The sequence below is a fragment of the Pseudomonas sp. TSRC2-2 genome (assembly GCF_049897785.1).
Lineage (GTDB): Bacteria > Pseudomonadota > Gammaproteobacteria > Pseudomonadales > Pseudomonadaceae > Aquipseudomonas.
Genome location: NZ_JAFCWZ010000003.1, coordinates 263,378 through 274,532 on the forward strand (window position 1 = coordinate 263,378; position 11,155 = coordinate 274,532).

The following is an 11,155-nucleotide window of genomic DNA, read 5'->3' on the forward strand; positions in this document are numbered from 1 at the left end:
TGCCGCATTGGCGAGCGCTGTGCACGCGGGGGCGATCAAGGGCATGGCTGCGATCAAAAAACAAAGATCGTCTGATCGCAGCCCGAGCCTTCGGCAGCTCCTACTTTTTAAAGCGTAGGGTCAGCGCGTCGGCCACGGCCGGGTGGACGAACTTGCTGATATCGCCGCCCAGCGCGGCAATTTCCCGGACCAGCGTCGAGGAAATGAACGAATAACGCTCGGACGGCGTGAGAAACAGGCTCTCCACATCCGGCGCCAGTTGGCGGTTCATGTTGGCGAGCTGGAATTCATATTCGAAGTCTGACACCGCTCGCAAACCACGCAGGAACACGTTGGCGTTCTGCTCTTTGGCGAAGTGCGCAAGCAGCGTCGAAAAACCGACCACTTCTACGTTCGGCAGGTGTTTAGTGACCTCGCGAGCCAGTTCGACCCGTTGTTCCAGCGGGAACAGCGGGTTCTTTTTCGGGCTGGCGGCGACCGCAATGATCACGTGATCGAACAGGCGCGAGGCGCGTTCGACCAGATCGCCATGGCCCTTGGTAATAGGGTCGAAGGTACCTGGGTACAACACTCGGTTCATCGCGTCGTCCTGGCGGGAGTCCGTTGGGGAGTCGGATGGTATCGCAGCCTTCCCGGTCGGCCAAGTCGCCTGTTGGGTAAGAAAGCACTATAGACGACAGGAATATTCTGCTTTTTCATGGATTTTTCAGTCGGTCAGCCAAGGCTGTCGCCAGTTGCGCGGTCAGACCATACACCGACAGCTGCGGGTTGGCGCCAATGCTGGTGGGGAACAGCGAGCCGTCGTGAATCGACAGATTCCTGAGCTGATGATGGCGACCGAGGCTGTCGGCCACCGCGCTTTTCGGATCTTCACCCATTGCGCAACCGCCCATGACGTGGGCACTGCCGAGTCGCGTGCGGTACAGCTCCAGGCTCAATCCATCGATCATTGAGCGCGCCTCGGCGAGTGTCTTCACATAACGACCATCGGCATGCATCGGCATGACCGCTTGCGCACCGCCAGCGAACTGAATGTCCGCCATGACATGAAAGGCCCGACGCAACCCGTCCCAGGCGTATGGCGAGACTTGATAGTCGAGCACCGGCGAGCCGTCGCCGCGCAACTCCACCGAGCCACCGCTGCTGTCCGGATGGAAGCCGTCGCGCAGCAGCGCCAGCATTGCGTGGGTGTGCGGCAGATCAGCCATGTGTTGCGCGTTCTCCCCACCAAAACCACCGAGCAGCGTCGCCGCCAGCGCCGGGTGCAGCGGTGGCACTTCGAGTTTGAACGCCATCGGCCCGGTAGTGCCGTCCTTCCACTGGAAATGATCGGAATAGATTGACTGCGGCGCGCCGTAGAACGGATTGACCACCTCGGCGAAGCGCGCGGCGGACATGTTCACCGGGTGCAGAAAAGTACGCTTGCCTGCCCGCTCATGCGGATCCGGCGCGTCAGAGCGCAGCAACAGCGCCGGGCTGTTGATACCACCGCCGGCCAGCACGTAATGCCGAGCCTTGACCGTGATGCTGCGCCCGGTCGGCTCGACGCAGCGTTCGTCCATCGCCACGCAATGCAGACCGGTAACCTTGTCGCCGCTGATGAGCAGTTTCTGCACCCGCGCCAGATACAGCAGCTCGCCGCCCTTTTCCAGCGTCGCCGGGATGGTCGTGACCATCATCGATTGCTTGGCGTTGCTCGGGCAGCCCATGCCGCAATAGCCGAGGTTCCAGCAGCCGCGCACGTTGCGTGGAATCACATGCCAGCTGTAGCCGAGTTGCTCGCAGCCTTTGCGGATCACGTCGTTGTTGGCGTTGGGCGGCACCGTCCACGGCGCGACGCCCAGGCGCTGCTCCATTTTTTCGAACCACGGCGCCATCTCTGCCGGGCTATGGCCTGCGACGTTGTGCTCGCTGGCCCAGTGTTCGAGGGTCGGCTCGGGCGTGCGGAAACTCGAGGTCCAGTTGATCAGCGTCGTGCCACCGACCGCGCGCCCCTGCAGGATCGTGATCGCGCCGTCCTTGCTCATGCGCCCGATGCCTTCCTGATACAGGCTGCTGTAGGCCTCGTCTTCGAGCAGTTTGAAATCCGAGCTGGTTTTCAACGGGCCTTCTTCGATCAGCAGGACTTTGTAGCCGGCCGCGCTGAGAATCTCTGCCGTCGTACCACCACCGGCGCCGCTGCCGATGATGGCGACGTCGGCTTCCAGAGTGAGGTCGCCGCTCAGTTGCGCGCCGTTGTAGGTTTTCCAGCCTCGGGCAAGGCCTTCGCGGAAGGGATCGGGTACGGGCATCGGTCAGGTTCTCTGGTTTTTATTGTTCTTGAGGGACTTTTCGCGAGCTCGCTCGCGAAGGCCACGCCGCCGATCTCAGACGGTCGGCGGTCCGGGATAACCGCAATGCGCCCAGGATTCAGCGCGGGTGTACCAAGCCATCATCACCATTTGCTGCAACGAGCTATGGCCCATGCGCAGCAGGTTCAGAGCACTGTTCTCCCAGCGTTCGAGGAATTGCTGCATCGCTTCGGCACTGGCGTTTTCCCAACTGCCCCAGATCCCCGTAAGCGGCCCACGGGTCACGGCCATGCTCAGCACGTCGAACAGTTGTCGGGTGAGCTTGAGCATTTCCGGCGACAGGTGATCGAGGCTGTAGTCCAGCGACTTCAAAGTGCCGTCGACCGCTGCGGACATTTTTTCTGCGGCGACGGCGCCGTCGAGCATCAGCGGGATCAGCGCACGCAGGAACAGCAGGTCGCCGTCGCGCAAACTGACAAAGCCGTTGGCGCTGACGCTCGACGAGCAGCCAGTCAGGCTGGCGCCAAGGCCGGCAGTGGCCAGAAATGCTGTGGCGCCGAGGCTGAATTTCAGCAGGCCACGGCGCGACAGGGTGGGGGTTTCGGTCAGGCTTGGGTGCATTGTTGTTATTACCCGGCGTCGACGAACGTTTAGCGAATGAACAGCTTCTGAATCAGTTTCTGAATTGATGTGCCGTAAGGCGGGTAGATCAGCCGCGCCGCATTGAAACGCTGTTTGATCAGTACGCCCTTGGCCTTGCTGAACGTCAGGAAACCTTCGTGGCCGTGGTAATGGCCCATCCCCGAGGGACCGATGCCACCGAAGGGCATATCGTCCTGGGCAACGTGCAGCAAGGTGTCGTTCAGGCATACGCCGCCGGAATGGGTCTCGTGCAATACGCGATGCTGTTCGCGTTTGTCGTAGCCAAAGTAGTAAAGAGCCAGAGGACGAGGCCGCTGGTTGATGTAAGCCAATGCCTGCTCCAGATCGCGATAAGGCACGATCGGTAACAGCGGGCCGAAGATTTCGTCCTGCATCACGGTCATCTCATCGCTGACATTGAGCAGCACGCTGTGCGGCATGCGGCGCCCCTGGCCTTGCTCGAACAACGGGATCAGCAGCGCGCCTTTGCTGGTCGCGTCGCTGACGTAACCGTTGAGCCGGGCCAACTGGCGTTCGTTGATGATTGCCGTGTAGTCGGCGTTGTCGGTCAGGGTCGGGTAGAAGCCTTTCACAGCCTGACGATAGGCCTCGACGAAAGCGCCGACCCGGTCTTCCGGCACCAGCACATAGTCGGGCGCGACGCAGGTCTGCCCGGCGTTGAGGGTTTTGCCGAAGGCGATGCGTTCGGCGGCGTCCTTGAGCGGTACGTCTCTGGAGACGATGGCCGGCGACTTGCCGCCCAGTTCCAGCGTCACTGGCGTGAGGTTTTGCGCCGCAGCGCGCATGACATGCTTGCCGACGCTGGTGGAGCCGGTGAACAGCAGGTGATCGAAAGGCAGGCGCGAGAAGGCTACGCCGACATCCGCCTCGCCAAGCACCACGCAAACCAGATCTTCGGGGAAGATCCGTGCGAGCAATTGCTTGAGCAGCAGCCCGGTGGCCGGGGTCGATTCGCTGAGCTTGAGCATCACCCGATTGCCCGCCGCCAGGGCGCCGACCATCGGGCCTATGGCCAGATACAGCGGGTAGTTCCACGGCACGATCACCCCGACCACGCCCAGCGGCTGATAGACCACCTTCGCCGAAGCCGGTTGAAACGCCACGCCGACCTTGCGCCTTGAGGGCTTCATCCATTTTTTCAGGTGACGGCTGGCGTAGTGAATACCGTGCAGGCTCGGCATCAGCTCGGCGAGCAGGGTTTCGTCGGCGCTGCGGTGACTGAAATCGGTGCTGATCGCTTCGATCAATACCTGACGCTCACTGCTGAGCAACTCGCGCAGAGCCTTGAGCCACTGTTGCCGTTGCGCAGCGGGTGGCATCGGGTGGGCGGCATACGCAGAGCGTTGCGCCTGAAACTGCCGATCAAGCGTTTCGAGCGGCTGTTGCAGGGTTTGCAGGTAGGCAACGTCGGCAGTCATCGCAGGCTCCGGATTTTATTGTAGTGAGCACTTTTTAGAGTCGATGCTCTAGAAAGTCAAACGACTTCCGCGCACGTCAGTGTTTTATCCGTTTCCGGTTAGGTCGTAAGATGCGCCGTCAACGCACTCTGAATTAAAGCTCAAGCCATGGCCCCACGAATAAAAACCAGCGAGCGCATCGTTCAGAACAGCCTGGAGCTGTTCAATCAGCAGGGCGAGCGCAGCGTCAGCACCAACCACATCGCCGCGCACATGGAGATTTCTCCGGGCAACCTGTACTACCACTTCCCCAACAAGCAGGCGATCATCGCCGTGTTGTTCAGTGAGTACGAAGCCCTGGTGGACAGCTTTTTGCGTCCGCCTCAGGGCCGTCCGGCGACGGTCGAGGACAAGCGTTTCTATCTCAAGGAACTGCTCTCGGCCATGTGGCGCTACCGTTTTCTGCACCGCGACCTCGAGCATCTGCTCGACAGCGATGCGGAACTGGCCGCGCGTTATCGGCGCTTTTCCCAGCGCTGCGTGATCCAGGGTGCCGCGATCTACGAAGGTTTTGTCGCCGCCGGAATCCTGAAAATGGACCGCGTACAGATCGAATCGCTGACCCTCAACGCGTGGATCATCCTGACCTCATGGGTACGTTTTCTGTGCACCACGCGGGAAAACTCCAACCACCTCAGCGAACAGGCCGTAAAGCGAGGCGTGTATCAGGTGCTGGTGCTGGAAGCAGGGTTTGTCACCGATCAGGCGCGCGATGAGGTCAATGCCTTGTTCGACGAGTTCTATGTGCCGCTGGCGCAGGCTCTCGAAGATGTGAAATAAACCGTTCAGCCGAATGCCACAGGAGCCCGTTATGTCGATTGCGCAGTTGATCAGCCCACAAGCACTGGACGTTCGCAAAGAGCAGCCGGGGCTAGTGATTCTCGATTGTCGTTTCGCCCTCGAAGATCCGGATTACGGTCAGCGCAGCTACGCCGAAGGGCATATTGCCGGGGCGAGTTTCGCCGATCTGGAGCGTGATCTGAGCGGTAAAGTAGAGAGGGGCGTGACCGGTCGGCATCCGTTGCCCGAGGCGGCGGAGCTGATCGAACGCCTGCAAGCCTGGGGCATCAGCAACGACAGCGATGTGGTTCTGTATGACGACAGCCCGGGTACGTATGCGGCGCGGGCATGGTGGTTGCTGGCATGGCTGGGTAAACGCGACGGTGTGTTCATTCTCGATGGCGGGCTCAAGGCCTGGCACGCGGCCGGCCTGCCGCTGAGCCTGGATCCGCCGAGCGTGACACCGGGTAACTTCAGCGGTCAGCCGGACATGCACCTGCTGCTCAGCGCCGAGCAGTTGCAGCAACGCCTCGGCCAGCCAACGCTGACTTTGCTCGACGCCCGCGCCTTGCCGCGCTTCAAGGGCGAAATGGAGCCGATCGATCCGGTCGCCGGGCATATTCCCGGCGCACAGTGTGCGGCGTTTACCGACAACCTCGGCAGTGATGGGCGCTTCTTGCCGGCGGAGCAGCTCAAGCAGCGCTTTGCCGCGAAACTGGGCGAGCGCTCTGCGTCGGAACTGGTCGCTTACTGCGGATCCGGGGTGACGGCGTGCCATAACCTGTTTGCGCTGTGCCTGGCTGGCTATCCGCTGGGCGCGCTGTATGCCGGATCGTGGAGCGAGTGGATAAACGAACCGTCGCGCGGCATTGCCACGGGCGAATAAAGTCGCTGATCCCTTGTCGGAGCGGGCTTGCCCGCGAAGGCGTCGGCACATCCAGCATCACCGCCAACTGACCCACCGCTTTCGCGCGCGAGCCCGCTCCCACAATGGAATGAACTGAGCCATCCATTTTCATTCCAGCACGATCCCTTGTGGGGGCGGGCTCGCCCGCGAAGGCGTCGGCACATCCAGCATCACCGCCAACTGACCCACCGCCTTCGCGAGCAAGCCCGCTCCCACGATGGAATGAACTGAGCCATCCATTTTCATTCCAGCACGATCCCTGTGGGAGCGGGCTTGCCCGCGAAGGCGTCGGCACATCCAGCATCACCGCCAACTGACCCACCGCTTTCGCGCTCGAGCTCGCTCCTGCCAAGAGTTATGTTCAGCGATCTGCTGCGGTCAACCACTGCGGGATACGCCGCTCCAGGTAATACCCGGGCCTGCGCATCGAGCCGTCGACGAAACCGACATGACCGCCACGCGCCTGCAGTTCAAATTGCGTACAGGCTGACAATTCGTCGGCCTGCGGCAGGCTGTGCGGGAACACGAACGGATCGTCCGCTGCCTGAATGATCAGCGTCGGCGTGCGGATCTCACCGAGGTAGTAGCGGCTCGAGGCGCGGCGGTAGTAATCCTCGGCATCATCGAAGCCGTGCAGCGGGGCGGTAATCCGGCCATCGAAATCCCAGAACGTGCGCATGTTTTCCAGCGAACCGAGCGCCGCCAGTTTCGCCAGGCCGTCTTCGCGCCCGTCATGCTGGAACTGGCGTTGCTTGTTCTTGATGTAGGCGACCATCTCGCGCATGAAGTGCGCCTGATACACCCGCGAAAATCCCTGACCGATACGGTCCGCGCACTGGTCGAGCCTGAACGGCACCGACACTGCCACCGCGCCGAGTACGCCGCTGGCGCTGCCGGTTTCGCCAAGATGTTTGAGCAGCACGTTGCCGCCCAGTGAATATCCGACCGCGTAGAGCGGTGCCAACGGTCGTTTAGCGCGCAGGTGCTGGATGGCTTCGGCAAGGTCTTCGCTGGCGCCGGAGTGGTAGCTGCGCGGCAACAGATTCGGCTCGCCTGAACAACCGCGCCAGTTCAGCGCGACGCTGGCCCAGCCCTGCTCGGCCAGGGCTTTTTGAATGCCCGCCACATAGGGCGAATTGGAAGAACCGGTCAAACCGTGCAGCACCAGTACCAAAGGCGCCTCGGCGCTGTGCGGGCCGTGCCAGTCAAGGTCGAGGAAGTCGCCGTCTTCGAGCCACAGGCGTTCTCGTTCGCGCTCGATGTGCACGGTGTTGCGCCACAGCGGCCCCCACAAGGTTTGCAGGTGCGGATTGCCGAGGCCGAAGGCGGGAATGAAGCGTTCTGGCGAAGGGGGCACGATGATTCTCGATGTGCTCGTGGCGAGGAAGCACGCTCCCTCGCCGCAGGTTGCTTGCGAGCTGGTCAGCCGGCGATGTCCGCCGTGCGCTGCCACAGCGCGTAATACACGCGACCGGATTTCTGCTCGCGGTGCAAACGCCAGTTGCCCGGCAGGCCCAGCGTCGATGGCGCTGTTTCGCTTTCAGTGTAGATCCACGAATCGGCCGCCAGCCATTGGCGCTCTTCCAGCAAAGTACAAACCGCTGGTAACAGGTTCTGGTTGAACGGCGGGTCGAGGAACACCAGATCGAACGGCGTCGCGGTCTGGGTCTCGAGGTATCGCAGCGCGTCGGCGGTTTGAACCTGGCCGTTGCTGCAACGCAAGGTGCCGAGGTGTTCTTTCAGGCTGGAAACCGCAACGTTGCTCGCATCCAGCGCCTGAGCCGTGGCCGCGCCACGAGAAAGCGCTTCGAGAAACAGCGCGCCGCTGCCAGCGAACGGGTCGAGCACTTTCGCCCCTTCGACATACGGCGCGAGCCAGTTGAACAGGGTTTCACGCACGCGGTCCGGGGTCGGGCGCAGGCCCGGTGCATCGGGAAAGCTCAGCTTGCGGCTGCGCCACTGGCCGCCAATGATGCGCAGCTGATTCACGCCGTTGTGCACGTTTTGCACAGGTTTTTTCGGTGCTCGAGTCGCCATTAATGCTCCGGAACCCCGAGCGGTTGCTCGGCAGGTTTATCAGATGGGGCCGGTAACGGCTTTTGCGGCACGGTCGGGCCAGCGGTGACGATGACCATTTTCTCCGTGCTCAGGTGTTTGTTCAGCGCATCGCGGACCTGCTCCACAGTCAGGCTCTGCGACTGACGCATGAAATCGTCCAGATAGCTCAGCGGCAGATTATAGAAGCCCATCGCGCCGAGTTGGCCAACGATGTCGGCGTTGCTGGCGGTGGACAGCGGGAAGCTGCCGGCCAGTTCGCGCTTGGCATCGTCGAGTTCTTTCTGCGTCGGCCCGGTTTTCAGGTAGTCGGCGAGCACGTCCTGCACCAGTTTCAGAGTGCCTTCGCTCATCTCGGCGCGGGTCTGCAGGTTGATCATGAACGGGCCACGAGCCTGCATCGGGCTGAACGCCGAGTACACGCCATAGGTGAGGCCACGCTTCTCGCGCACTTCGCTCATCAGGCGCGTGCCGAAACCACCGCCGCCAAGAATCTGGTTGCCCATCGACAGCGCAGCGTAATCAGGATCGTCGCGGTCGATGCCCAGTTGCGCGAGCATCAGGTTGGTCTGTTTGGAAGGAAACTCGATGTGGTTGACGCTGGCCTTCGGTTCCTGCGGCGCAGCGATCTTGGCCAGCGCCGGGCCTTTCGGCAAGGCAGAGGAGACCTGATTGGCAATCGCCTCGGCTTCGGCGCGCGACAAATCGCCGACCAGCGCGATCACCGCATTGCCTGCGGCGTAGGCCCTGGCGTGGAATTCACGCAACTGCGCGACGGTGATCTTCGGCACGCTTTGCGGATTGCCATCGCTGGAATGTGCGTAAGGGTGGTCGCCGTACAGACGCTTCATCAGTTCCAGGCTGGCGAGTTTGCCGGGGTTCTGTTTCTGGTATTCGAAACCGGCGAGCAACTGGTTCTTGATGCGCGCGAAGGAATCGGCGGGGAAGGTCGGTTTGCCGACCACTTCGGCGAACAGCTCAAGCGCCGGTTCGCGCTGCTCGGCAGCACTCAGGCTGCGCAGCGAGGCCAGCGCCATGTCCTTGAACGCACCGTTGCCAAAATCCGCGCCGAGGCCTTCAAATCCTTGAGCGATGGCGCCGACGTCTTTGCCGGCGATGCCTTCGTTGAGCATGGCGTTGGTCAGCACCGCAAGGCCGGGTACGTTGCCATCCTGGCTGCTGCCAGCGGCGAAGATCAGGCGCATGTCGAACATCGGCAACTCATGGGCCTCGACGAACAGCACTTTGGCGCCTTCAGCAGTGGTCCAGGTCTGCACATCGAGCTTGCGGCTGGCCGGGGCCTTGCCGTCGAGTTCGGCCAGCGATTGCAGTTTCTGACTGGACTTGGCGTTATCCAGAGCTTCACTGGCCTGGCTGTCCGCGCTTGGCGACAGATAAACCGCTGCCGAGCCGATCACTGCGACAGCGAGCAGGCCAAGCAGCATCAGGCGTGGGGTTTTGCGCTCACTCATGAGTCGTCTCCATTGGCAGGACGTGGGCGACGCTGAGACGTTCGCGGGTGAAATACTTTTTCGCGGCGTTCTGGATGTCTTGCGGGGTCACGCTTTCCAGATCGGCCAGTTCAGTGTCCATCAGCGTCCACGACAGACCGACCGTCTCCAGTTGACCGATCGCGGTGGCCTGGCTGGTGATCGAGTCACGCTCGTAGACCAGGCCGGCGATGACTTGAGCGCGGACGCGTTCCAGCTCTTCGGCGGACGGCGCGGTGGTTTTCAGTTGCTCAAGCAGTTTCCACAAGCCGGCTTCGGCCTGAGCGATGGTCTTTTTCTTCTGCGTGTTTGGCGTGGCCGACAGGGTGAACAGGCTGTCGCCGCGGGTGTAGGCGTCATAGTCCGACGAGCCGCCGGAGACCAGCTCTTCGCCGCGTTCCAGTTGCGTCGGGATGCGCCCGCTGTAGCCGCCGTCGAGCAGCGCCGAGATCAGGCGCAGGGCGTTGACCGAGCGTTTGTCTTCAGCGGTAGCAATGCTCGGCACGTTGAAGCCGAGCATCAGGCTGGGCAGTTGGGTTTGTACGCGCAGGGTGATCTGGCGTTCGCCGGGCTCGGCCAGTTCCAGCGGTTTTTTCGCCGGCGGCACGGCGCGTTTGGCGACCGGGCCGAAATAGCGCTGGGCGAGGGTTTTCACTTCGTCCGGAGTGACGTCACCGACCACCACCAGCGTGGCGTTGTTCGGCGCGTACCAGGATTGGTACCAGTGGCGCAGTTCCTCGACTTTCATGCGGTCAAGGTCAGCCATCCAGCCGATGGTCGGCGTGTGGTAGCCGCTGGCCGGGTAAGCCATGGCCTTGTAGCGCTCGTAGGCCTTGGACATCGGTTTGTCATCGGTGCGCAAGCGGCGCTCTTCCTTGATGACTTCGATCTCCTTGGCGAACTCGTCGGCCGGCAGGCGCAGATTGGCCATGCGGTCGGCTTCCAGCTCAAAGGCCACGCCGAGACGATCGCGGGCCAGTACCTGGTAATAAGCAGTGAAGTCGTCGCTGGTGAACGCGTTCTCTTCGGCGCCGAGGTCACGCAGGATCAGCGAAGCTTCGCCGGGGCCGACTTTTTCACTGCCCTTGAACATCATGTGCTCGAGCGCATGGGACAGACCGGTCTGGCCCGGGGTTTCGTAGCTGGAGCCGACCTTGTACCAGATCTGCGAAACGACCACAGGCGCACGATGGTCCTCTCGCACGACGACCTTGAGGCCGTTATCGAGGGTGAATTCGTGGGTCGGTTGCGGGTCGGCCGCCAGGGCCGAAAGGGGCAGGCAGACTGCGCTGAGCAGCAGGCCAGCAGCGCGGCGGGCTAGAGCATTCATTCGATTTTCAACCTGTTGGGCTGCCCGCTTGGTCTTAGCCTAGGCGGGCGAGGAGGTGCTAGGATACTGATCCGTTTTACCGGAGACCACGCCTATGAGGTTCTGCAACCTGATAAGGCTGAATGGGTTTGCGGCACAAGGCAGCGGTTTGGCAACCAGACTCTGCGTTTTCGCCGATTTTT

Annotated in this window: 10 protein-coding genes; 2 read left to right on the forward strand and 8 right to left on the reverse strand. The window is 61.9% G+C overall.

The genetic code is table 11. The annotated features are described in order from the left end of the window. Positions 1-100: 100 nt before the first annotated feature. From coaD to ACP7D9_RS07235, 4 genes are all read right to left on the reverse strand, one after another. A complete protein-coding gene (gene coaD / locus ACP7D9_RS07220) occupies positions 101-580 on the reverse strand; it encodes a pantetheine-phosphate adenylyltransferase (RefSeq protein ID WP_003229157.1) in 480 nt (159 codons plus the stop codon). A 115-nt stretch (positions 581-695) separates the two neighbouring features. After that, positions 696-2,291 carry a GMC family oxidoreductase N-terminal domain-containing protein gene (locus ACP7D9_RS07225; RefSeq protein WP_426156430.1) on the reverse strand — a complete coding sequence of 532 codons (1,596 nt, stop codon included), beginning with the start codon at positions 2,289-2,291 and terminating at the stop codon, positions 696-698. 75 nt (positions 2,292-2,366) lie between these two features. Then, complete coding sequence (locus ACP7D9_RS07230) at positions 2,367-2,912, reverse strand: twin-arginine translocation pathway signal protein (RefSeq protein ID WP_426156432.1); 546 nt, start codon at positions 2,910-2,912, stop codon at positions 2,367-2,369. Between the two features lie 29 nt (positions 2,913-2,941). Then, entirely contained in the window at positions 2,942-4,372 is a 1,431-nt protein-coding gene (locus tag ACP7D9_RS07235; RefSeq protein ID WP_426156434.1) for a coniferyl aldehyde dehydrogenase, read from the reverse strand. Between the two features lie 147 nt (positions 4,373-4,519). Here ACP7D9_RS07235 and ACP7D9_RS07240 point away from each other — a divergent pair, with 147 nt between their 5' ends. Both ACP7D9_RS07240 and ACP7D9_RS07245 read left to right on the forward strand, forming a co-directional pair. Then, positions 4,520-5,191 (forward strand): TetR/AcrR family transcriptional regulator, encoded by a 672-nt coding sequence (locus ACP7D9_RS07240; protein ID WP_016772708.1) that lies wholly within the window; start codon positions 4,520-4,522, stop codon positions 5,189-5,191. A gap of 31 nt (positions 5,192-5,222) precedes the next feature. Next, positions 5,223-6,077 (forward strand): sulfurtransferase, encoded by an 855-nt coding sequence (locus ACP7D9_RS07245; protein ID WP_426156436.1) that lies wholly within the window; start codon positions 5,223-5,225, stop codon positions 6,075-6,077. A 382-nt stretch (positions 6,078-6,459) separates the two neighbouring features. On the opposite strand, the gene ACP7D9_RS07250 is transcribed toward ACP7D9_RS07245, so the two are convergent. The 4 genes from ACP7D9_RS07250 to ACP7D9_RS07265 all read right to left on the reverse strand — a co-directional run bounded on the left by ACP7D9_RS07250 (position 6,460) and on the right by ACP7D9_RS07265 (position 10,973). After that, complete coding sequence (locus ACP7D9_RS07250; protein ID WP_426156438.1) at positions 6,460-7,455, reverse strand: hydrolase; 996 nt, start codon at positions 7,453-7,455, stop codon at positions 6,460-6,462. 65 nt (positions 7,456-7,520) lie between these two features. After that, complete coding sequence (gene rsmD / locus ACP7D9_RS07255) at positions 7,521-8,135, reverse strand: 16S rRNA (guanine(966)-N(2))-methyltransferase RsmD (RefSeq protein ID WP_101161286.1); 615 nt, start codon at positions 8,133-8,135, stop codon at positions 7,521-7,523. After that, on the reverse strand, positions 8,135-9,625 hold the full coding sequence (locus ACP7D9_RS07260; RefSeq protein ID WP_397478643.1) for a M16 family metallopeptidase: 1,491 nt from the start codon (positions 9,623-9,625) through the stop codon (positions 8,135-8,137). The genes rsmD and ACP7D9_RS07260 overlap by 1 nt, the downstream gene beginning before the upstream one ends. Next, positions 9,618-10,973 carry a M16 family metallopeptidase gene (locus tag ACP7D9_RS07265; RefSeq protein WP_426156441.1) on the reverse strand — a complete coding sequence of 452 codons (1,356 nt, stop codon included), beginning with the start codon at positions 10,971-10,973 and terminating at the stop codon, positions 9,618-9,620. The genes ACP7D9_RS07260 and ACP7D9_RS07265 overlap by 8 nt, the downstream gene beginning before the upstream one ends. Positions 10,974-11,155: the final 182 nt, after the last annotated feature.

What these genes read in the sequence shown, in the direction of transcription:
- coaD (WP_003229157.1), bottom strand. Translation starts at nt 580, where the DNA reads ATGAACCGAGTGTTGTACCCAGGTACCTTCGACCCTATTACCAAGGGC.
- ACP7D9_RS07225 (WP_426156430.1), bottom strand. Translation starts at nt 2,291, where the DNA reads ATGCCCGTACCCGATCCCTTCCGCGAAGGCCTTGCCCGAGGCTGGAAA.
- ACP7D9_RS07230 (WP_426156432.1), bottom strand. Translation starts at nt 2,912, where the DNA reads ATGCACCCAAGCCTGACCGAAACCCCCACCCTGTCGCGCCGTGGCCTG.
- ACP7D9_RS07235 (WP_426156434.1), bottom strand. Translation starts at nt 4,372, where the DNA reads ATGACTGCCGACGTTGCCTACCTGCAAACCCTGCAACAGCCGCTCGAA.
- ACP7D9_RS07240 (WP_016772708.1), top strand. Translation starts at nt 4,520, where the DNA reads ATGGCCCCACGAATAAAAACCAGCGAGCGCATCGTTCAGAACAGCCTG.
- ACP7D9_RS07245 (WP_426156436.1), top strand. Translation starts at nt 5,223, where the DNA reads ATGTCGATTGCGCAGTTGATCAGCCCACAAGCACTGGACGTTCGCAAA.
- rsmD (WP_101161286.1), bottom strand. Translation starts at nt 8,135, where the DNA reads ATGGCGACTCGAGCACCGAAAAAACCTGTGCAAAACGTGCACAACGGC.
- ACP7D9_RS07260 (WP_397478643.1), bottom strand. Translation starts at nt 9,625, where the DNA reads ATGAGTGAGCGCAAAACCCCACGCCTGATGCTGCTTGGCCTGCTCGCT.
- ACP7D9_RS07265 (WP_426156441.1), bottom strand. Translation starts at nt 10,973, where the DNA reads ATGAATGCTCTAGCCCGCCGCGCTGCTGGCCTGCTGCTCAGCGCAGTC.